The sequence below is a fragment of the Paraburkholderia graminis genome, assembly GCF_003330785.1.
GTDB lineage: Bacteria > Pseudomonadota > Gammaproteobacteria > Burkholderiales > Burkholderiaceae > Paraburkholderia > Paraburkholderia graminis.
Genome location: NZ_CP024934.1, coordinates 2,229,354 through 2,250,707 on the forward strand (window position 1 = coordinate 2,229,354; position 21,354 = coordinate 2,250,707).

A 21,354-nucleotide genomic window follows, 5' to 3' on the forward strand; every position below is an offset into this window, starting at 1 on the left:
AAGCGAACCGTCCACGCGCCGTGGATGCGTTCGCGCGCATCATCGAAACAGGGAGGAAACGTCATGTCGTGGTTCGTTCTACTGCTGGTCGTCGGCGCGCTTGCGCTCGTGTACGTTCAGGCGCGCGCGCTCTGGTGGCTGGTCTTCATGGTCGCGTGGGTCGCCGCCGTGCGCGTGAGCGGAGCGGCGGGCGTGGCCGCGACCACGCTGTTCGCGATCGTGCTGGTCCTGCCCGCCCTCGTGCTCGCCGTGAAGCCGCTGCGCCGCGCGTGGCTCGCGAAGCCGGTGCTCGACACGTTCCGCAAGATCTTGCCGGACATGTCGCCGACCGAGCGTGACGCGATCGAAGCCGGCACCGTCTGGTGGGACGCCGAACTCTTCTCCGGCCGTCCGCATTGGGACACGCTGCTAGGCTACGGCCCAGCAACATTGACGGCCGAAGAGCAGTCCTTTCTCGACAACGAATGCGAACAGCTATGCGACCTCGCGAACGACTGGGAAACCACGATGGTGTGGCAGGACCTGTCGCCGCAAGCGTGGCAGTTCATCAAGGAGCGTGGCTTTCTCGGCATGATCATTCCGAAGCAGTATGGCGGCAAGCAGTTCTCCGCGTACGCGCATTCGCAGGTCATCATGAAGCTCGCCACGCGCTGCTCGGCCGCGGCCGTTTCGGTGATGGTGCCCAATTCGCTCGGCCCCGCCGAACTGCTGATGCACTACGGCACCGACGAGCAGAAGAACCACTATTTGCCGCGTCTCGCGCGCGGCGATGAAATCCCCTGCTTCGCACTGACGAGTCCCTACGCCGGCTCGGACGCCGCCGCGATTCCCGATGTCGGCATCGTGTGTAAAGGCATGCACGAAGGCCGCGAGACGCTCGGCTTTCGCGTCACCTGGGACAAGCGCTACATCACGCTCGGGCCGATTGCCACCGTGCTCGGCCTCGCGTTTCGCGCGCTCGATCCCGACCGTCTGCTCGGCTCGAACGACGAACCCGGCATCACGTGCGCACTGATTCCGACCGATCATCCGGGCGTGAACATCGGGCGCCGTCACTGGCCGCTCAACGCGGTGTTCCAGAATGGCCCGAACTCCGGCAAGGACGTCTTCATTCCGCTCGAGTGGGTGATCGGCGGACGCGCGCAAGTGGGCAACGGCTGGCGCATGCTGATGGAATGTCTCGCGGCGGGCCGGGCGATTTCGCTGCCGTCGTCGAATGTGGGAATGGCGAAGCTCGCCGTGCGCGGCACGGGCGCGTATGCCGCCGTGCGCCGCCAGTTCCGCACGGCCGTCGGCAAGTTCGAGGGCGTGCAGGAAGCGCTCGGCCGCATGGGCGGCAATCTGTACGTGATGGACGCCGCGCGCCGCCTGTCCGCGCATGCGGTAGATCTCGGCGAAAAGCCTTCGGTGATTTCGGCGATCGCGAAGTATCACATCACCGAGCGCGCGCGCATGGTCATCAACGACGCAATGGATGTCACCGCCGGCAAGGGCATTTGCATGGGGCCGTCGAATTTTCTCGCACGCGCCTATCAGCAGGTGCCGATTGCGATCACCGTCGAAGGCGCGAACATTCTCACGCGCTGCCTGATCATCTTCGGTCAGGGCGCGATTCGTTGCCATCCGTACGTGCTGAAGGAAATGAGCGCAACGCGCGAAGCCGACCGCGCCAAAGCGCTGCGCGATTTCGACGACGCCTTCTTCGGCCACGTCGGCTTCACGCTGTCGAACGTCGTGCGTAGTGTCGTGTACGGCATCACGGGCGGCGCCTTCATCGCCACGCCGCGCGCCGCGCATGCGCCGCTGCACGCGTACTATCGCGCGGCCACGCGCATCGCCACGGTTTTCGCGCTGCTCGCGGATGTCTCCATGTTCGTGCTCGGCGGCGATCTGAAACGCCGCGAACGCATTTCGGCGCGTCTTGGCGACGTGCTCTCGCAGCTCTATCTGATCTCCGCAACGCTGAAGCGTTTCGAGGACGAAGGCCGTCAGGAAGACGATCTGCCGCTCGTGCGCTGGGGCGTGGAGGACTCGCTGTATCGCGCGCAACAGGCGCTCGACGGCGTGCTCGCCAATTATCCGAATCGCCTTGCCGCCGGCCTCGTGCGTGTGCTCGCCTTCCCGTTCGGCCTGCCGCATCGCGAGCCGTCCGACCGCCTCGGCAGCGCGATCGCGGAACTGATGCAGACGCCGGGCGCGGCGCGCAACCGGCTGGTGTCCGACTCGTACGTGCCGCATCCCGACGTCGATGCGCTGGGCTACGGCGAACTCGTGTTCGAGCTGAACCCGCGCTTCACGCAGATCGAGCAGAAGCTTCGCGAAGCGGTGAAAGCGCGCCGCCTCGAGCCGATGCCGCAGAGCGTCGTGCAACTGGGCGCATGGGCCGACGCCGCGCTGCAGCAAGGCCTGATCGACGCCGACGAGCGCCGCGTGCTCGACGAGTACGCGCGCTACGCGGCACACGTCGTGAAGGTCGACGACTTCCCCGCCGACTTCGACCTGCTCGCCAGTCTGCAACGACGCAAGGACGCACTCGAAACGGCGCTCGAAGTCGCGCTGTGACGCGCAGCAGGGCTCGGGCCTCGCCATGAAAAAACCTCGCTGCGAAACACGCCGATGCGCGAAACTCAGTGCACACTGACGGACGTGCGGACGTGTCCAGCGGAGCAACCAACAACATGAACGACTCTTACCTGAACTTCGTCAATTCGCCGTTCGGCGCGCGTCTTGCGCGTTCGCTGGGTCTGCCGAAGCCCGAGGTGCTGCGCCGCTATCGCGCGGATCGCCCCGAGTTCGACGGCCTGATTGCGATCGGCGCGGGACGCGGGCCGCATCTGCTGGATGCGCTCGCGAATCTCGTCGCAAGCATCGGCGTGACGAGCGTCGCGCATGAAAGCGCCGGCTTGTGGATGCCGCTCGCGCATCGTCACGGTCTGATGACGGGGCGTTTTCAGGCGGCGGAGGCAGGCTCGGCCACGCGTCTTGCCGCGTTGATCTTCGATGCGAGCGGTATCGAGGACAGCAGCCAGATGGAGCCGCTGCATGCGTTCTTCCACGACACGCTGCGCTCGCTCGGCAAGTGCGGGCGCATCATTGTGCTCGGGCGGCCGCCGCAAGACTGCGCGAATCCGCGGCAATGGACCGCGCAGCGCGCGCTCGAAGGCCTCACGCGATCGCTCGGCAAGGAAGCGCGGCGCGGCATCACCGCGAACCTGGTCTATGTCGGCGAAGGCGCTGAAGCGCGGATCGAGGCCACGCTGCGCTTTTTTCTGTCGCCGCGCTCGGCGTACGTGTCGGGTCAGGTCGTGCACATTACCGCCGACGGCCCCGACTCGAGCGCCACGCGTTCGCTTACGAAAGACGGCAAAGCCGCGGCCTTCGATTGGCAAGCGCCGCTCGCGAACAAGCGCGCGGTGGTGACGGGCGCGGCGCGCGGCATCGGCGCGGCCATTGCAAGCGTGCTCGCGGCGCAAGGCGCGCATGTGATCGGCATCGACATTCCGTCGGCACGCGACGCGCTCGACGCGACCATGCGCCAGTCGAACGGCACCGCGCTCGCCTTCGACATCGCCGCGCCCGAAGCGCCCGCGCAGATCGCCGCCGCGCTCGACGATCAGGGCATCGACATCATCGTGCACAACGCCGGCATCACGAAGGACAAAACCATCGCGAAGATGACCGCCGCTATGTGGCAGAGCGTGATCGACATCAACCTGTGCGCGCAGGAGCGCATCGACGACGCGTTGCTCGCGGCCGGCATTCTGCGCGACGGCGGCCGCATCGTCGCCGTGTCGTCGATCAGCGGCATTGCGGGCAATCTCGGGCAGACCAACTACGCGACGTCGAAAGCGGGTGTGATCGGCCGCGTGCAAAGCATGGCGCCGCTGTTGCGCGCGCGCGGCATCACGATCAACGCGGTCGCGCCGGGCTTCATCGAAACGCAGATGACCGCGAAGATGCCGTTCACGCTTCGCGAGGCCGGCCGCCGCATGAATTCGCTCGCCCAGGGCGGCCAGCCGGTCGACGTCGCGCAGACCATCGCGTGGCTCGCGCATCCGGGCTCGGGCGGCATCAGCGGCCAGGTGGTGCGCGTGTGCGGACAAAGCCTGATCGGAGCGTGACCATGCAAGAACCCGGTGATCCGTTCGGCGGCCAGCACGCGTCGACTCTCGCGCAACGCGATGCGGTCCGGCCGAAGACCGTCGTTATCGATACCTTGCCCACGCCGGCGCGTCTTTATGCGCGCGCGTTGTCGGGCGTCGTCAAGCGCGGACGTCCAGCGCAGTTGCCGGCGTTGCGTCTGGTGCGCCCCGCCGTCGCGCTCGATGCCGGGCCGGCCTGGCGTTACGCGCGCGTGTGCGGATTCATTCCCGAACACGGCGTGCCGCTCACGTATCCGCATCTGCTCGCGTTTCCGCTGCATCTGCTGATGCTCACCGATCCGGCGTTCCCGTGGCCCGCGGTCGGGCTGCTGCATCTCGCCAATCATGTGCGTCTGCGCCGGCCGCTCGCGTACAAGGACGTTTTGCGTATCGAGGTGGAGTTCGGCGCGCTGCTGCGTCACGACAAGGGCCAGGCGTTCCTGCTGCATACGCGCATTTACCGGCGCGGCGAAGCGGTGTGGGACGGCGACAGCGTTTATCTGAAGCGCGGCGTGGCGGCGAGCGGCGCGCCGCTCGATCCGCTCGTGGTGGATGCCGCCGCGTTGCAGCGCATCGCTCGCTGGCAGCTCGCGCCGCAACTCGGCCGCGATTATGCGAGCGTGTCCGGCGACTACAACCCGATCCATATGAGCGCGCTTTCCGCGAAGGCGTTCGGTTTTCCGCGTGCGATCGCGCATGGCATGTGGACGCTTGCGCGCGCCGCATCGTCATTGCAGCCGCCGAAGCCGCTTGCCGAAGCCACGCTCAGCGCCGAATTCAAGTTGCCGATGCTGCTGCCCGGCGAAGCGACGCTATGGAGCGCGTCGTCCTCGCTGATCGAACGCGATATCGAGGTGCGCGACATCGCTGGAGAAAAGCCGCATTTGCGCGGGCGCATGCAATGGAGACTGCAATGAACGCATGTCCTGCAATCAGACCCGCGCCGGAACAACGATAGCGGCGCTTGCCGCTGTCTACGCGAGCCACATCAATCCAACACGCCACAAGAAGGAGCCGAGCATGCCTCACCCGCTGCCACCCGTGCGCCGCGTCGCGATTATCGGCGGCAACCGGATTCCGTTTGCCCGCTCGAATACGGCCTACGCGACCGCGTCGAATCAGGACATGCTGACCTTCACGCTGCAAGGACTGATCGACCGCTACAACCTGCATGGCGAACGTCTCGGCGAAGTCGCGGCGGGCGCCGTCATCAAGCATTCGCGCGACTTCAATCTCACGCGCGAATCCGTGCTGTCCACCACACTCGCGAAGGAAACACCCGCGTACGATGTGCAACAGGCATGCGGCACGGGGCTCGAAACCGCGATCCTCGTGGCCAATAAAATTGCGTTGGGGCAGATCGACGTGGGCATCGCAGGCGGCGTGGATACGACTTCGGATGCGCCGATCGGCGTGAACGAGAACCTGCGCAAGATTCTGCTCGAGGCGAACCGCGGCCGCAGCCCAGGTCAGCGCGTCGGCGCGCTGGCGAAGCTGCGGCCCGGCATGTTTTTCAAGCCGCTGTTGCCGCGCAACGGCGAGCCGCGCACGGGTCTTTCGATGGGCGAGCATTGCGAACTGATGGCGAAGCGCTGGAACATCTCGCGCGAGGCGCAGGACGTGCTCGCCTACGACAGTCACCGCAAGCTCGCCGAAGCGTACGCGCGCGGCTTCGTCAACGATCTGATGACGCCGTACCGCGGCCTTGCGCGTGACAACAATCTGCGCTCCGACCTCACGCTCGAAAGGCTCGCTTCGCTCAAGCCCGCGTTCGATCGCGACGCCGGTACGCTGACCGCCGGCAATTCGACGCCGCTCACCGACGGCGCATCGGCGGTACTGCTCGCGAGCGAGGACTGGGCCGCGCGCCGCGGGCTGCCGGTGCTGGCGTATCTGAGCTGGTCGGAAGCGGCGGCCGTCGACTACTTCGACAAGAAAGAGGGCCTCTTGATGGCGCCTGCGTATGCGGTGCCGCGCATGCTCGCACGCGCGGGACTGACGTTGCAGGACTTCGATTTCTACGAGATCCACGAAGCGTTCGCGGCGCAAGTGTTGTGCACGCTCGCGGCATGGCAGGATGACGAATATTGCCGCACGCAGTTGGGCCTCGACGGCCCGCTCGGCGCGATCGATCGCGAGAAGCTCAACGTCAACGGCGGCTCGCTCGCGACGGGTCATCCGTTTGCGGCGACGGGCGGGCGCATCGTCGCGGGTCTTGCGAAGATGCTCGCGCAACTCGATAAGCCCGCGGGCACCGCGCGCGGATTGATCTCGATCTGCGCGGCGGGCGGCCAGGGCGTGGTGGCTATTCTGGAGCGCTGACCGGCGTCGCGCGAACCATAAGCAAAGCACTGCACAAACAGCACACAAACACATGAAGCCCCGGCTTCAGGAGACGACCGATGACCGAGCCCACTCAAGCCTCGCCCTCGCCCGCCGCTGCGAATCAGGCAAGCGGGCGTGCCGGGCGCGCGCCCAACACCGACGGTATCTGGTACGCGTCGTACCCGGCCGGCGTGCCGCATGAAATCGACGTCAACAAGTACGAGTCGCTCGTGCAATTCTTCGACGAATGCATCGCGCAGTTTCGCGAGCGCGTTGCGTACGTGAGCGTCGGCGCGAGCATGACGTATGGCGAACTGGGCCGCAAGGCGACGGCCTTCGCCGCGTATTTGCAGAGCACCGGCGTGAAGCCCGGCGAACGCGTCGCGATCATGCTGCCCAATACGTTCCAGTATCCGGTATCGCTGTTCGGCGTGCTCAAGGCGGGCGCCGTGGTGGTCAACGTGAACCCGCTCTACACAGTGCGCGAGCTTGCGCATCAGTTGAAGGACAGCGGCGCGCAAACCATCATCGTGTTCGAGAACTTTGCGAAGACGGTACAGGACGCGCTGCCGGGCACGAAGATACAGAACGTGATCGTGACTGGACTCGGCGACCTGCTCGCCGACGGCCTGAATATCAAGGGACGTCTGCTCAATTTCATGCTGCGTCATGTGAAGAAGATGGTGCCCGAGTATCAGTTGCCGCAAGCGGTGCCGCTTCTGAAGGCGCTCGCCGTCGGCTATGCGCGGCCGCTCACACCGGTTCGCCCGACGCATCACGACATCGCGTTTCTTCAGTACACCGGCGGAACCACGGGCGTCGCGAAGGGCGCGATGCTCACGCATCGCAACATCATCGCCAATCTGCTGCAGGCGAAGGCGTGGTCCGAAGGTCAATTGAGCGGCGAGATAGAAACGGTGCTCACGCCGCTGCCGCTTTATCACATCTATTCGCTGACGGTGAACGCGCTGATCTTCATGGGACTCGGCGGGCGCAACATCCTGATCGCGAATCCGCGCGACATGAAGCGCGTGATGATGATCATCCGTCATGAGAAGTTCACCGGCATGACCGCGGTCAATACGCTGTACAACGCGTTTCTCGAGAACGAGGAATTTCGCAAGCGCGATTTCTCCGACCTCAAGCTCGCGATGGCGGGCGGCATGGCGACGCAAAGGTCGGTGGCCGAGCGCTTCAAGGCGGTGACGGGCAAGCCGATTATCGAAGGCTACGGCTTGACCGAATGCTCGCCGATCGTGTCGATGAATCCCGTCGACGTGTCGAACCTGCGCGACTTCGAAGGCTCGATCGGCTTGCCCGCGCCGTCGACGCAAGTGCGCTTCAGAAAAGACGACGGCAGTTGGGCGGACATCGGCGAGGCAGGCGAATTGTGCGTGATGGGCCCGCAGGTCATGAAGGGCTACTGGAACCGGCCTGAGGAGACCGCCAAGGTGATCGACGACGAAGGCTGGCTCGCGACCGGCGACATCGGCGTGATGGATTCGCGCGGCTTCATTCGTCTCATCGACAGGAAGAAGGACATGATCCTCGTGTCGGGCTTTAACGTTTATCCGAACGAGATCGAGGACGTAATCGCGGCGCATCCCGACGTGCGCGAAGTGGCGGCAATCGGTGTGCCCGACGACGCCCAGGGCGAGCGCGTGAAAGTGTTCGTCGTGAAGCGCAATCCGTCGTTGACCGCCGAACAGGTGATCGCGCATTGCCGCAAGAATCTGACGGGCTACAAGGTGCCGAAGGTCGTGGAGTTCCGCGATGAGTTGCCGCAAACCAATGTCGGCAAGATTCTGCGCCGCGCGCTGCGGGACGAGGAACTCGCGAAGCAAAAGTCTGCCTGACTCCCAAGGCGCTCGCGTGAAGCGTTGCGCCACCTTTCGGGAGAGTTTTGATGACGCCTTGCCTGTTCGCACGCTTGCGGTTGTTTCGCGCGATGCGCTTGAACGCGACAGCCGCTGTTTGCGCGCCGCCGGCTCAGCGCGACAAGCTGCCGTTTCGCAAGCTGCGGTCCGGCGCGCTCGTCGCGTGCGCCGTAGCATGTGCAATCGTAAGCATCGGCGTCTCGCCCGCCTTCGCACAAAACGACGACAAGCCGCCGCCGCTCGAAACCGCAAGCGCGGTCAAGCCACCTTCGACGCCCGCTTCGCAAGTCGGCAAGTTGACGCTCGATCAGCAGGTCAAATGGCTGCGCGCCGCTCAGCAAAGCGGCACGCTCGAAGCACTCGACGACGCGCAACTGGTCGCGCTATTCAAGTCGCTCGATCCGCTCGCGCTGCCTCGCTATATCAAGGAAGGTCCGAACGGCTACGCGTCGTATGAGTTCACGATGTCGCGCTCCGAGCGCGTTCGCGGCCAGTGGCCCGACAAGCCCGATCACATGCTGGTGCGCGTCGCGCACGACCCGCTGCGCATCTACGCAAAGTGGCTGCCCGACGGCGGGCACGCGGGCCAGGAAATCATCTACGACGAATCGAAGCGCAGCGACGAAATGTATGGGCACCTCGGCGGCATCATGAACGTGATGCCGTTATGGACGTCGTTGAACGGCGCGCTCGCCCGCTCGCAATCGAATCACCAGGTGCGCGATCTCGGCACCGAATACATCGCGCAGCAGTACCTCGCCGAGGGCAAGAAATTTATCGAGGCCGGCTTGCCGCGCTCGATGCAGATCGACGTGCAGACCATCGACGGCGTGCGCGTGGTCGCGTTCACGTTCGAGACGCCGACCGGTCAGCCGCAGTTCTACGCGAAGAAGGAGACGCTCGGGCTCGATTTGCGGCATCCGTATTTCCGCACCGTCGAGTCTTATGACAACGACGGCCGCATCTTCGAGAAGATCGTGTTCGAAACCATCACGCCGAAAACTTTCGACGACTCGACTTTCGACCCGCAAAACAAGGCCTATAAATTCTAGTCCTAGCGTCGTCGCGGCTCAACGCGGCGCGAATACGAAGCTGACGTGAGCGGGCTTGGCATCGGCGGACTGCGCGGCCTGTTCGTGACTATGCTCGATGCGATGCGTCGCGCGAGTCGCGAGTTCTCTCAACACGAAGTAATCGGACGCGCGCGTCACGCCGATCAGCCAGCGCGCCGCGTTTGCATTGGCAGCCGATGCGTGCAGCAGCGGTGAAAGCGTGGTGTGCCATAGCAAGCCGATGTCGTCGCCGGTTTCGAAAGTGGGCAGGTTCATCGCGGCGGCGTAGCGGGCAAACGCGGCGCTAGCCGGCAGCGTCGAATCGGCGATCGCGAAGGTGTCGCCGCGTGCCGCCGCGTGGCCGAGCCAGGGCCACACGGAGCCCGCCGTGGTGGAAAGCCATGCGCTCGTCATCATGAAAGTGCGCCGGTCCATGCTCGTGCTCCGGTTGTTCGATGCGGCTCATTTCGCCGCTTGCGCTCACGTTGCGTTCACGTTGCGCTCCACTTTGCGCTCCACGTTGCGCTCCACTTTGCGCTCATGTTGCGCTTACGTATAGCCGCGCCGTCGGCGCCACGCCGCCGGCCAGATACCCTGCTTGCCCGGCGCAAGAATGCCGTTCGGGTCGAGCGCGTCCTTGATCGTTTCCGAGAGCCGCAGCAAGGCGCCTTCGTTGAAGCTGTACTGCGCGGCGGCGAAATCCATATACGCGAGATGCGCGCGGTATTGTCCGTAACCGGCCGCGCGCGCGTCGCTCATCAGCGAGCGCAATAGCGCGCCGGCCTGCTCGACCTGGTTCGCATCGTCGCGATCGAAAATCGCCGCGAAGATGTGATGCAGATGACGCACGCCCGCCGTGAATCCGCCGTAGTAATCGAAGCCGTATTCGGCCGCGCGCGCCTTCACCATGAAGTACTGGCGCAGCGCATCGCGCCCGGTCGCCGGGCACACCGGCGCGAAGTCCACATGCGCGCCCGCGCCGCCGCGCCAGTCGAGCATGCGAAACGCGCTCATCGCCGGGATGCCGGCCAGATTGCGATCGCCGCCCGCGGTGGGCTCGGCGTCGCCCGCATAACGCTTCGCGAAGATTCGCGCCTGCGGCACACGCGCGAACGCGCGCTCGACGATCGCGTAGCGTGCGTCGACCAGCTCGGGCGTGCCGTACAGCGCGAAATGCAGATTCCAGCGGCCGACGTTCAGCTTGTCGAGCATCGCGGTGATGGCGCTTTCCGGCATCGCGCCCGCACCGTCGTACCACTGCGCGCGAGCCGACAGTCCGGCAGCGCGCCGCAAACCGCCTTCGATCACCGCATGATTGCGGATCGTCTCGTCGAGCCGCAACGGCCGCAATATTTCGACGATGGCTTCGAGATCCGTTTCATGGCGAAACTGAATTTCTCCGAGCAGATACGCGGGCGGTGCGGGCATCAGCCACACGCCGATCTTGGTGACGATGCCGTAGTTCGACTGCATGAACATCGCGTCGAACGACGGCCCGTAACCCGGCTGATAAAGCTGCCATGCGGTGCTCGTGTCGATGCCGCCCATGCCGGTGCGCAGCACGTCGCCGTTGGCGAGTATCACTTCCATGCCGCACTGCGTGGCCGCATGGTCGCCATACGACGTGTAGCCGAAGCCGCGCTCCAGCGTATTGCCGACCACACTGCCCCAACCCGCCGCCGGTGGATCGACCCACAGCCGATAGCCTTTCTCGCGCAAGTGCGCGTGCAGATCGAAGTAGCTGACGCCCGGTTCGACGAGCGCATACGCGAGCGATTCGTTGACCTCGACGATGCGCTTCATCCGTTGCAGATCGAGCACGACCGAGCCGGTCAGACGCGGCGCGGCGCCGCCGTACGCGAAGTTGCGTCCGGTGGAAACGGTCCACAACGGAATGCGATATTGATTGGCAATGCGCAGCACCGCACGGATTTCATCGACGGATGCGGGCAGCAGCGCGGCGCTCGCCGCGAACGCCTCGCGCTCGCCGGGCGCGAACGGGTCGAGATAGGTCGACAGCGCGGTCGCCGAATTCACCACATGCTGGTCGCCGACGATCGCGCGCCAGGCAGCCAGCGCAGCGTCGAACTGCGCGGCGGAAACGTTCGGCGGCAGGGTGCGGTTCAAGGGGTCTCCGTTTGTGGCGCGCGCGTCGCTACTGCCACGCTTCCGGCTTGCCGCCGAGCGCGCTGCAGACGTCGACGGCAATTGAGCGCAGCTTGCCCTCCGCGATCGGTCCGGACAACGCGTAGCCCATGCCGTCGCTGATCCAGTAGAAGGTGCGCCGGTTGCCGTCGCGCAGCAGACGGAACGCGTTCTCGTCGCGCGCGGTGCCGGTCACGTACAGCGTGAGGCGCGCGCCGCCGCGGTTCTCGTACATGAACTGCGCGGCCGGTCCCGCCTCGCCGGGCAACAGGCGGCCGCCCACGAGCGAGTAGCCGTATTCCTGCAACGACGGCACCGAAAGCGGCCGGTTCAGACGCTTGGAGAGCCAGGCGATCAGATGCTCTTCCTCGCTCGCCGCCACTTCCACCGGATGTCGCCGCTCGGGCGTATAGACCGCATACGCGATGTCGGCGCGTTCGGCGAAACTGGGCGCGCTTGCACCGAGACCGTTCCACGCGCCGCCCGTCAAACGCGGCGCGAGCGGGCCGAGCGCGAGCGCGAGGCCGGCGCCCGCCGCGAGCCAGCACGCGGCCACGCCGACGCGCCGCCACCACGGCGTGCGCGGACGCAGCACGATGACGGCGGGGTCGTCGGCGGCATGAGGTTCATCGGGGCCGCCAGGCTCGGCATAATCCGCCGATACGCGCTCCGCTTCGCCAGGCGACACGCCGCACAACACGCGCAGCGCGGCCTTTTGCGCGCGCCACGCGGCCACCCGCGCGGCCGCTTGCGGATTTCCGGCGACGAGCGCCGCGATGCGCTCGCGCTCGTGATCCGGCATTTCGCCGTCGACGAACGCCGACAGCGCTCGCAGGTCCACCCCGTCGGGCAAGCTGGAATCGTGGTCGTCGTGGTCGTTATTCATCGCGGATTTCTCACTACTTTCAACGGCGGCGGCTTGCGCGCCGGCCCTTGCGCGGGCCCCTCCAGCAACGCGCGCAGATGCTCGCGCCCGCGCGACAGCCGCGACATCACCGTGCCGACGGGCACACCGAGCGCCTTCGACGTCTCCTGATACGTCAGTTCCTCGACGCACACGAGCAGCAGCACCTCGCGCTGTTCGAGCGGCAGGCGATACAGTGCGCGCTGCAGATCGCGCAGCACGAGACCGTCGACCTCGCGTTGCGGCGCCTCGAGATTGCGCCACGGGGCGCTTTCTTCATCGACGGCGATTTCGCGGCGCCCGCGCAGCTGATCGATATAAAGATGCCGCAGGATGGTCAGGAGCCACGCGCGCAGATTGCTGTTCGGCCGGAACGCCGCCCAGCGCGCGAGCGCGCGCTCGGCCGTGTCCTGCACAAGGTCATCGGCCCACGCGCGGTCCCCCGTCAGCGCGCGCGCATAGCGGCGCAACTGCGGGAGCCACGAAATCACTTCCGCTTCGAAGCTCACCCCGAGCGCAGCGCTCAGTAGCCGCCGCTGCTGCTGCCGCCGCTCGTGCCGCTGCTGGACGCGCCGCTGTCCGTCGACGAGCACGCCGTGGTGGCGAGCGAACCCAATGCGAGTGTGAAAAGCATGACGATCATGCCGAGGATGCGAGTGCGTTTCATGTGAGTCTCCGTTGTCATGCAGGGCGCTTACTTCCGTCCCATGCGAGGCTGTCGATCAAACTCGGTGCTCATCTTTCCTGCACCGTCCCTCTCTTAACGCTGCAGCCAGGCGATTTATTCCGACGATGCATCCCGCGGGGCCAGCTTTTTCCGCCATCGGCATCGGGAAGCGCCCGCTCTGGCCGAAGAAGCCGGTCAATCATCGGCTGATTTGGTAACTCAACGTTACAGCCCATAGTTACCAGGTGCTTATGTGGGCGCAAGCCGTTATAGTGGACGCAGTTCGCCCGCCGACGCGTTCCGCCCCGCACAGGGTAGAATCGCGGCGAACAACCGTCTTTCTAACCTGAATTGTCCATGGCTTCCGCAGAATCGCATCCGCAAAACGACTTCATGAACGCCGCGCGCAAAGAACGAAAGCGCGTTGAGATTTACCTTGTCAACGGCATCCGCCTGACAGGGTGCATCGAGTCGTTCGACCAATATCTGGTGATGCTGCGCACGCCCGTCGGCCTGCAGGGCATCTACAAGCGCGCCATCTCGACGATCCAGCTCGATACCGGAACCCGTCCGGCTCCGCGCGCGGGCCGCCCGTCGCATGGCGAGCACACCACCCGCGGGCCGCACGGCTCGCGTGAGCCGCGCGAGCATCGGGAACCGCGTGAACCGCGCGAATCGTACGGCGCACCGTCTGACCGGCCCGCATCGGAGCGCGGCAGTTCGTCCGATACGCCGGTGGTCGTCACGCGCCGGCGCCGTCTGTTCGGCACGGGCGGCGACGGCGGCAACCACGGCAATCACGGCAGTGGCGGCAGCAACGGTAATGGCAACGGCAACGGCGGCCACGAGTAAGCAATAAGCGGCGCGCAGCGCCGCTTACTTCTGCAGAGGGCCGAGCCGCTGCAGAATTTTCTCCACCCTCGCCACCTGTTGTTCTGACAGCTCGAACCTGCATTTGACCGCCAACAGACGACGCCGCCAGTAGCCGGCGTCCAGCATCCGTTGCGTCGGCTGTTTCGTTGCCCAATCCAGATGATCCAGTTCTGCTTCCACCACGTGTGAAGCGTTGAAACGCCTTGTGCGCACGTGTTTCGTGTTCATGGTGTTCGCTGCCTTGTTGTTGGTCGTTTGAGTTTGCGCCCCTCCCGAAGCTGGACAGTGTCGTTGCGCCGCATGCGGTGCGATGGGCCGGTCCACGCGACCGTCCGATGATGGTTGTTTTCCGCACTGCATTCCTGCGACACACGGAAAACGAGCCGGCGAACCTACGTTTGAAGTTTTTCTTTACTAGATGGCGCGGTGTTGGCGTTGCGCGTCGCGGTCCTATGCCATCCGGCTAATGTCGCCGGCGCAGTGTTTGCGCTATGCTGGATCGTCGATTACGTCTAAGGGAGCCCGTCATGACGAGCAAGAAGCACACTGCGCCGCCGTCCACCGGAAACCAGCCGGAGCGGGTGCTCGACTCTACGGAAAGCCGCCTCGACGAGGCGCTGGAAGAAAGCTTCCCCGCGAGCGATCCGATTGCCGTCCACGAGAATCACGCGCCTCGTGCGTCGGAGGCGCAACCGCATTCGCCGGGGCAAGCGCAGAAGCCAGGGGAAGAGAAGAAGCGGCGCTAGCGCGCAACGGCAACGCAGTCGCGCGCCACGAACGCATGGCGCGCGCAGGCACAGTGCGCAATTCGCAAGCGCCTTCGGCACGCGCGCCGTGATGACGCCGGCCGACAGATACGCTGATTTATGCCAAGGACAAAGCCGGTCGAGTAACGCCTCGTATGAAAGCAAGCCGAGCGAGCGTATTGAGCATCGCCCACCCGGCTTATCTGGTGCGAGCAGACCGTCAGACGGTCAGCCGCTTCCGCCTCAATGCACCGGCAAGCCGCTTTCAAGCTGCCGCTGCAGTTCGCGCACCTGACGCTGCGCCGCACGCAGTTGCTCCTGCGCGGCAGCCTTTTGCTGCGCGAGCGCCACGGCTTCGGCGCGGGTCTGTTGCTGCTGGTTGGCCACGATCGTCTGCTGCTGGCGCGCAACATCGAGGTCGGCCTGCAGGCGATTCGCACGGTTCTGCGACAGCGCGATCATGCGTTCGGTGAACGCCTTTTGCGCCTCGAGTTGCGTGCGGCGAATTTCCACGTCCGACAGTTGCAGCGTCTGGCGCGCGAAATCGCGGTAGATCATTTCGGCGCGCGCCGCGTCCTGCGTCTTGATGACACGCCAGAAGTTCTTTTGCTGGAAGAGCGCGACGTAGTACGTCATCTCCTTGCCGTGGAACAGCAAGCTCGCGCCGTAGCTGCCGTTGTACGTGGTGCGCAGTTCGCTGAGGTCCGAGCCCTTGATCATCTGCTGCAATTCGGCGACGTTGCCCGCGGCGGATTGCTTCGCTTCGTCCGGCGTGAGCGCGGAAGTCTGAACCTGAGGCTGCGCAGGCTGCGTCGACGGCAGCGCGACTGTCGCACCCGGTTGGGAAACGACGCCGGATGCGCCATTGTTGTCAGACTGAGACTGAGACTGAGGCAAAGACTGAGCCTGTGCGCATGCGCCGTGTGCTACCCCCAACGCCATGATCGCGGCAACGGCGATCTGTCGTAGTTTCGACTTTTGGTCCATGTAATTCCTGCTTCGACAGTTTTTGTTTTAGTTCCCAATCGTCTCATTATTACTCACTTTCGCGGGTTTCGGGCTCTTCGTCGAAAATTTGGTACTTGCGCATTTTCTCCCACAGCACCTTGCGGCTGATGCCCAGATAGAGCGCCGTGTCCTGACGCCGCCAACTGTTGGCGTCGAGTGCGGCGATCACACGGTTGCGCTCCGCCATGTCCCATTTGCTGCGGTCCACCAGCACTTCGGCCGCGCTCTCGGCCGGCACCGGCTGACTGCTGCGGGCAAGCGCGAGCAGACGCTGCAGACGCGCGGCGTCCCATGCGCCGATCTGCCGCACCGTCACACCGATCCGTTCGGCGAGATTGCGCAGTTCGCGCACGTTGCCCGGAAAATACGTATCGGCGACGGCGTCCGCGAGCCAGTACGGCAAATCCGGCAAGCCGGCGAGGCGCTCGGCGCCCACCACATGCGCGATAAACGCCTTGAAGATCGCGATCTTGTCGACGGCGCCCCGCTCTTCCAGCGACGGGATTTTTAGCTCGATCACCGCCAGCCGATAATAGAGGTCCGCGCGAAAAGTGCCGTCCTTCACGAGCTGCGGCAGATGCTTGTTGGTCGCCGCGACGAGCCTGAAGTCGAGCTTGACGGGCGTCGCGGACCCAATGCGCGTGACGGCGCTGTCTTCGAGCACCCGCAACAGCTTGACCTGCTGATAAAGCGGCAAATCGCCGATCTCGTCGAGAAACAGCGTGCCGCCGTCGGCCTGCTCGAAGTAGCCTTTGTGCGCGACCACGGCGCCCGTGAACGAGCCCTTCGAGTGCCCGAAAAACAGCGACTCGAACAGGCCATCCGGAATCGCGCCGCAATTCACCGCGACGAACGGGCCCTTGCCGTAGCGGCTATGTTTTTCGTGCAGCAGTTGCGCGATGCGCTCCTTGCCGACGCCGGTCTCGCCGTGCACCAGCACGCTCGTGTCGCAGTCGGCGAAGGTATCGACTTCGTGCAGCAGCGCCTGCATGCATTCGGAGTTGGCGATGATCGCGTCCGACTCGTGCGTCTTCGCGCTGTGTGCGCGCATTTGCAGCACGAGCTTCGTCACCATGCCGCGCAACTCGGCGCACGTAAAGTCGAGCGGCAGAATGTGCGAATACTCGGCGGGATACATCGACGGATCGTGGTCGCGCGGCGCCGCGCCGACCCACACGACCGGAATGCCGTGAGCGGCCTGCCAGTCGCGCACGATCAGCGCGCCGCTGTCGATCACCGAGACGCTGATGATCGCGAGCGACGGCCGCTGCGCGGTCCGCTCGGGCGAGATCGCGATGTCATCCGCACGGATCACTTCGACGTCGAAGCTCGCCATGCAGCGCGCGACCCGGTCGACGATGTCGGCCTTGCCCTCCCAGACGTAAATATCGAGTTCCTCGATTTTGGTGGTGGTTCTCATGGTCGCCGAATCAATAAACCAGTTGTGCCTGACCGCAGGCAAGTCCGAGGCTGTGAACCGTGCTGACGCCGACCTGCACGCCGAGGAGTTGCAGAAGCGGAACGAGCAGCAGGTCGAGCGAATTCAGTACGGGCGTGAGCGTCCCGGCGAGCGCGCCAACGAGCGGCGCGGCAAGAACGGTGATGTCGAGGCCGAGCGCGCTCGCATGCATCGAGCCCGCGAGCCCGGCCGCGAGCTGGCCCACAAGACCGCTCGTCGCCGAACCGAGCGCGTTGGTGTTGGTGCTCTGAAAGTCGTCGGCATCGCCGGCCACGTTGTTAAAGCGCAGCACGCTCGACTGCGGCTGTATATGAAGGTTGAAGCCGTTCGCCGGCGAACTGCTGCCGACCGTCACGTCGATTACGCCGAGACTCAGCAACGGCACGCTCACTGAAGTCAGCGACGCGGGCGTCGAGCAAGTGGTCGGCACGCTGCTATTGGTCAGGTTGCTGGACGCGTCGCCGCCCACGCACATCGACAGCACGCCTGGCCTGACGTCGATCCCGCTATAGCTCGTCGACTTCTGCGTCGAACACTGCGTGCTTTGCAAGCCGGCGGTGCCGGGCGCGACTTCGAGGTAAATCGGCAGATTGAGAAGGCTCACGTTGACAAGCGAAGGAAATCCCGCCCCGAGCCCGAGCTTGGCGTTGACCAGTTGCACGTTCAGATAAAGCTGCACCGACGCCGAATGCGCGCTCGTCCGATAGCGGCCGTCCGGATAGGTGCCGGCCTCGCCCACCGCGATCACGGGCGGCTTCAGAACCCGCGCTTGCGCCGTGACGTTCGCGACCGGGCTCAGATTGAGCGCGGTGCCCAGGTTCACCGCCGAGCTGCCGTGCGCGATCTCGGCGGCGATCATCAGCGCGTCGAGCGCGTTGATGGTGGCGGACGCGGCCGCCTCCGGGTTCGCCAGACCGATCGCGAGCAAGCCGTTTGCGCTCGTCGTGTCGCCGAGCCGGATCGCCGTCGATCCCGTCGATGCGCTCGCAATCGCGCCCAGCGCGCTGGTCGCGCTCGCGCTCGCCACCTTGCTCTGACCGAGCACGGTCGCCATCGCGGTGGCGAGCTGGCTCACCGTCACCTGCGTCTGCAGCAACTGCGACATCGACGCGACGCCCAATGCGGCCGCCAGATCCGCCAGCTTGACCTGCGCGGTGGCGAGCCCCTGATAAGAGCCGACGTCGAGATTCAGGCTGGTGCCGAGCAAGCCGTTCAGCAATCCGTTGAGCAGACCGCCGGAAAGGCTCGCCACCGACGTGCTCAGCGAGAACGAGCTGATGTTGGTCGCCTGCGCGACGGCGCTCGCGCTCAGGTCGCGCGCCTGGCCGATCAGAAACAGAAACGGCACGGGCCGGCTCGCCACCACTTGCACCGCATTGAGCGGCGTGCCCGACGCAACGAAATACGACTGGCCCGCATTGGCCGACGGGTCCCATCGTCCGCAAGTGACCTGGACGGTGCCGTCGGCCGGCAGACCGTTTGCGGTTGCGTTCAGCCGCGCCGTGTTGGCGGCCGCCGCGCAGCCGCCCGCGCTGCCGATCACCTGAGCGCCGGCCGCCGCGGCGAGATCGGCGGTTCGCTGCAAATCGCGGCGCGCGTAATAGAAGTGGCCGATGTCCACGGCGCCGAGCGCGATCACCGCGACGCTCACGAACACCGCCGCCAGCAGCGCGATCGCGCCGCGCTGCCGGCGCGGGGTGAGCGCAAGGGCAGCGCCTGCGCGACGATGCGTGCGCAGCGATCGCAAACGGCGGTGGACGGAATCGGCTGATCGCATATCAGTTCTGCGGCAACTGGCCCGTGAGCCCGCCGCCCTGCCCGCCGCCGCTGCCCTGGTTGAGCGCCGAACCGTACAGATCGGGAATGCGCGATTTGAACGACTGCATGTAGCGCCGATAGGCGAGCCCCGCCTCTTCGCCGAGCATCGGCTGAGGGGCTGCGGCTTGCGCGTTGCTGCGCTGAAGCTCGAGCCATGCTGAAGTCGAATGCCCGACTTCGCTGCTTACGACGGCGGGCTCACCCGCTGCCGCCGACTGAGCGCTCGCGTGCACGGCCGCACCCGCCGCCAGCACGAACACCGACGCGCGCACTGCAAAGCACCACCAGCGCCACCGCATCCCGATTCTTTCGTTATTTTTCACGCTACCCTCCGCGGCCGCGCCGCCTGTTATTGTGCGAACCGTTGCAAGAGACGCGGCGCCGGTTCCATCGTGTTCTGCATGCTCGCGACCGTGCCCGCCGGCGCGTTTCGCGCACTCGACGGAACCGTCATGCCGGTGACGGCAGCGCCCGCATGCGCACCGTCGCGGCTCGCGGCGGCGACTTTCGCCGCATCGCTGCGGATCGCCGCGCGCACGTCGAGCGCGAGCTTCTGCTGGTTCATCAGCGCCTGTGCAGCGGCCGCCTGCCCGTTCGCCAGCAGAAAAAGCGCGACATTGCTGACGACCTTCGGGTTCGTCGAATCGAGTTCCGCCGCCTTCATCAACGGCACGCGCGCGCCAGCGACGTCGCCCGCACGCAGGCGCGCGTAACCGAGGTCGGAGAGCACCGTCGCATCGGTCGGCGCGAGCTGCGCCGCCTGTTGCAACTCGCTCGCCGCGCGGCCGAAGTCGCCCTGTCCGCCCGCGATCAATCCGAGCCCGCGATGCCCGCGCGCCGCCAGCGGCGTCTGTAACAACTGCGCGTAAGCGGCCGCGCTCGCCTCCGGCTGATCGGTCATGCGCAATGCGTCCGCGCGCAACAGGATCGAATCCGGCGTGACGCCGTACTGCTTCTCGAACGCGTCGATATGCGCGAGCGACGCGAAGTAAAGCCCTTGCGACTGCATCCGGTCGATCAGACCCAGGTACATGCCCGGCGTGTCCGGCGCCGGATCGCGATTGGTCCGCTGCAGCATGGCCTGCCGCTCGGCCTGCGGACCGATGCCGTAGCCGGACTGCTGCGACGCGCACGCGCCGAGCAACGCGAGCGCCAACGCGCTGCAAGCGCAGCGCATCGCACGCGCGGAATAGTTCGGTATCTTGATCAATTGCATTGCTGTTTCCTTACCGATGCATCGACTTCAGCGAATGGGACACGGACATCACACCCGGCCCCGCGGTGACGATCATCAGCGCGGGAAGCAGTGTCAGGATCATCACGCCGGTCATCTTCACCGCCATTCGGCCGATCCGTTCGCGCAGCATCGCGCGGCGCGTTTCGCGCAGGCGGTCGCCGAACTGCTTGAGCGGTTCCTGCACTGCGCCGCCGTGGCGGTCCACCTGAATCAGCAGGCGCACCACGGCGCGCAGGTCTTCGTTGTCGAAGCTGGACGCAAGTCGCGACAGCGACTGCTCGCGCGTGCGGCCCGCGGCGAACTGACCTTGCGCGATTTCGAGTTCGCTCGCGAGCACGGGCAAGACGCCGCGAAAATCGTTGACCATCACCTGAAGGCTTTGATCGAGCGAGAGACCGACACCCTGCAAGAGGCGCAAGAGATCGACGAGCATCGGCAATTCGTCGACGACCGCGCCGCGACGCGCCGCCGCGCGCCGGCGCAACACCAGCTTCGGCGCCATCACGCCGCACATGAACGCGACGATCACGACGAGCACATAACGCGGACCGTCGACATGCGCGTGCGCGATCGGGCCGGCGACGAGCGGCAGCACAATCGCGCCCGCGATCCGCGCCATCAGGAACAGTCCGCGCGCGCGGGCATCGACGAAACCGCACTGTTCGAGAAGCCGCCGGTCCTCCTGCGCGACGACCTGCCGGCCAATCGACGTGTCGAGCCAGCGCGTGCCGGCGTCGGCGCATCGTTCGAGCAGGCCTTTCATGCCGCGTGCGCGCTTGACGTTGGCCGAAGTGCCGCGCGAGGACGATGCGTTGGACGCGTGCGACCCGCTAGCCAGATTAGCCACGCTTGCCACGCTTGCCGCGCTCGATGCGTTCGCAGCACCGCCGCCCTGCGCGGCATTCGCCGCATTGCCCGCCTGCGCCCCACGAGCGCCCGCTGCCGCCGCGCTTTGCAGCGCGCGTCCGTCGAGTGCGTGCGCGAGCGTGCGAGCGCTGCGGCGTGCCGCGGCAAGACGCGCGACCAGCAAGCCGGCAAGCAGCAGCAAGCCCGCGGCGGCGAACGCAAGCGCAAGAGCGAAGAGTTCGTTCGGGCGCATCG

20 protein-coding genes are annotated in these 21,354 nt (G+C 65.7%); 8 read left to right on the forward strand and 12 right to left on the reverse strand.

Annotated features, from left to right (window positions below):
* Positions 1 to 63 precede the first annotated feature (63 nt).
* The 6 genes from CUJ91_RS09895 (at position 64) to CUJ91_RS09920 (ending at position 9,396) form a co-directional block, all read left to right on the forward strand.
* The gene (locus CUJ91_RS09895) at positions 64 to 2,562 is read left to right on the forward strand and encodes an acyl-CoA dehydrogenase (RefSeq protein ID WP_107706734.1); all 2,499 of its coding nucleotides are present in this window, start codon (positions 64 to 66) and stop codon (positions 2,560 to 2,562) included.
* Positions 2,563 to 2,678: 116 nt separating this feature from the next.
* Complete coding sequence (locus CUJ91_RS09900) at positions 2,679 to 4,121, forward strand: 3-oxoacyl-ACP reductase (protein WP_114156167.1); 1,443 nt, start codon at positions 2,679 to 2,681, stop codon at positions 4,119 to 4,121.
* A 2-nt stretch (positions 4,122 to 4,123) separates the two neighbouring features.
* The gene (locus CUJ91_RS09905; RefSeq protein ID WP_053858209.1) at positions 4,124 to 5,059 is read left to right on the forward strand and encodes a MaoC/PaaZ C-terminal domain-containing protein; all 936 of its coding nucleotides are present in this window, start codon (positions 4,124 to 4,126) and stop codon (positions 5,057 to 5,059) included.
* A gap of 103 nt (positions 5,060 to 5,162) precedes the next feature.
* Complete coding sequence (locus CUJ91_RS09910; protein WP_107706732.1) at positions 5,163 to 6,464, forward strand: acetyl-CoA C-acetyltransferase; 1,302 nt, start codon at positions 5,163 to 5,165, stop codon at positions 6,462 to 6,464.
* Positions 6,465 to 6,544: 80 nt separating this feature from the next.
* The gene (locus CUJ91_RS09915) at positions 6,545 to 8,323 is read left to right on the forward strand and encodes an AMP-binding protein (protein ID WP_114156168.1); all 1,779 of its coding nucleotides are present in this window, start codon (positions 6,545 to 6,547) and stop codon (positions 8,321 to 8,323) included.
* Between the two features lie 92 nt (positions 8,324 to 8,415).
* Positions 8,416 to 9,396 carry a DUF1571 domain-containing protein gene (locus tag CUJ91_RS09920; RefSeq protein ID WP_374710142.1) on the forward strand — a complete coding sequence of 327 codons (981 nt, stop codon included), beginning with the start codon at positions 8,416 to 8,418 and terminating at the stop codon, positions 9,394 to 9,396.
* 18 nt (positions 9,397 to 9,414) lie between these two features.
* On the opposite strand, the gene CUJ91_RS09925 is transcribed toward CUJ91_RS09920, so the two are convergent.
* The 5 genes from CUJ91_RS09925 to CUJ91_RS34360 form a co-directional block, all read right to left on the reverse strand.
* Positions 9,415 to 9,831, reverse strand: coding sequence for a hypothetical protein (locus CUJ91_RS09925; RefSeq protein ID WP_107706729.1), 417 nt, complete (start codon positions 9,829 to 9,831; stop codon positions 9,415 to 9,417).
* 114 nt (positions 9,832 to 9,945) lie between these two features.
* A complete protein-coding gene (locus CUJ91_RS09930) occupies positions 9,946 to 11,523 on the reverse strand; it encodes an FAD-binding oxidoreductase (RefSeq protein ID WP_114156169.1) in 1,578 nt (525 codons plus the stop codon).
* A 28-nt stretch (positions 11,524 to 11,551) separates the two neighbouring features.
* Positions 11,552 to 12,427 carry an anti-sigma factor family protein gene (locus tag CUJ91_RS09935; RefSeq protein ID WP_107706727.1) on the reverse strand — a complete coding sequence of 292 codons (876 nt, stop codon included), beginning with the start codon at positions 12,425 to 12,427 and terminating at the stop codon, positions 11,552 to 11,554.
* Entirely contained in the window at positions 12,424 to 12,954 is a 531-nt protein-coding gene (locus CUJ91_RS09940) for a sigma-70 family RNA polymerase sigma factor (protein ID WP_053858215.1), read from the reverse strand. The genes CUJ91_RS09935 and CUJ91_RS09940 overlap by 4 nt, the downstream gene beginning before the upstream one ends.
* A 14-nt stretch (positions 12,955 to 12,968) precedes the next feature.
* Positions 12,969 to 13,112 (reverse strand): hypothetical protein, encoded by a 144-nt coding sequence (locus CUJ91_RS34360; RefSeq protein WP_165919791.1) that lies wholly within the window; start codon positions 13,110 to 13,112, stop codon positions 12,969 to 12,971.
* Positions 13,113 to 13,469: 357 nt separating this feature from the next.
* Here CUJ91_RS34360 and hfq point away from each other — a divergent pair, with 357 nt between their 5' ends.
* Positions 13,470 to 13,964: an RNA chaperone Hfq gene (gene hfq / locus CUJ91_RS09945; RefSeq protein ID WP_053858216.1), complete on the forward strand. Its 495-nt coding sequence runs from the start codon at positions 13,470 to 13,472 to the stop codon at positions 13,962 to 13,964.
* Between the two features lie 24 nt (positions 13,965 to 13,988).
* On the opposite strand, the gene CUJ91_RS09950 is transcribed toward hfq, so the two are convergent.
* Entirely contained in the window at positions 13,989 to 14,213 is a 225-nt protein-coding gene (locus CUJ91_RS09950) for a hypothetical protein (RefSeq protein WP_053858217.1), read from the reverse strand.
* 299 nt (positions 14,214 to 14,512) lie between these two features.
* Between CUJ91_RS09950 and CUJ91_RS09955 the strand changes: the two genes are divergently transcribed.
* Positions 14,513 to 14,731, forward strand: coding sequence for a hypothetical protein (locus tag CUJ91_RS09955; RefSeq protein WP_053858218.1), 219 nt, complete (start codon positions 14,513 to 14,515; stop codon positions 14,729 to 14,731).
* Positions 14,732 to 14,974: 243 nt separating this feature from the next.
* Here CUJ91_RS09955 and CUJ91_RS09960 read toward each other — a convergent pair whose 3' ends face one another.
* Genes CUJ91_RS09960 through CUJ91_RS09985 form a run of 6 tightly spaced genes read right to left on the reverse strand, consistent with a single transcriptional unit; the run spans position 14,975 to position 21,352 of the window.
* Positions 14,975 to 15,718 carry a DUF2968 domain-containing protein gene (locus CUJ91_RS09960; protein ID WP_053858219.1) on the reverse strand — a complete coding sequence of 248 codons (744 nt, stop codon included), beginning with the start codon at positions 15,716 to 15,718 and terminating at the stop codon, positions 14,975 to 14,977.
* A 49-nt stretch (positions 15,719 to 15,767) separates the two neighbouring features.
* Positions 15,768 to 17,159, reverse strand: a complete 1,392-nt coding sequence (locus tag CUJ91_RS09965) for a sigma 54-interacting transcriptional regulator (RefSeq protein WP_107706726.1) — start codon at positions 17,157 to 17,159, stop codon at positions 15,768 to 15,770.
* Positions 17,160 to 17,169: 10 nt separating this feature from the next.
* Positions 17,170 to 18,975, reverse strand: coding sequence for a TadG family pilus assembly protein (locus CUJ91_RS09970; RefSeq protein ID WP_107706725.1), 1,806 nt, complete (start codon positions 18,973 to 18,975; stop codon positions 17,170 to 17,172).
* 1 nt (position 18,976) lies between these two features.
* Positions 18,977 to 19,339 (reverse strand): DUF3613 domain-containing protein, encoded by a 363-nt coding sequence (locus tag CUJ91_RS09975; RefSeq protein ID WP_107706724.1) that lies wholly within the window; start codon positions 19,337 to 19,339, stop codon positions 18,977 to 18,979.
* Positions 19,340 to 19,365: 26 nt separating this feature from the next.
* Positions 19,366 to 20,193 (reverse strand): tetratricopeptide repeat protein, encoded by an 828-nt coding sequence (locus CUJ91_RS09980; RefSeq protein WP_244231003.1) that lies wholly within the window; start codon positions 20,191 to 20,193, stop codon positions 19,366 to 19,368.
* A gap of 49 nt (positions 20,194 to 20,242) precedes the next feature.
* Positions 20,243 to 21,352 carry a type II secretion system F family protein gene (locus CUJ91_RS09985; RefSeq protein ID WP_107706722.1) on the reverse strand — a complete coding sequence of 370 codons (1,110 nt, stop codon included), beginning with the start codon at positions 21,350 to 21,352 and terminating at the stop codon, positions 20,243 to 20,245.
* Positions 21,353 to 21,354 lie beyond the last annotated feature (2 nt).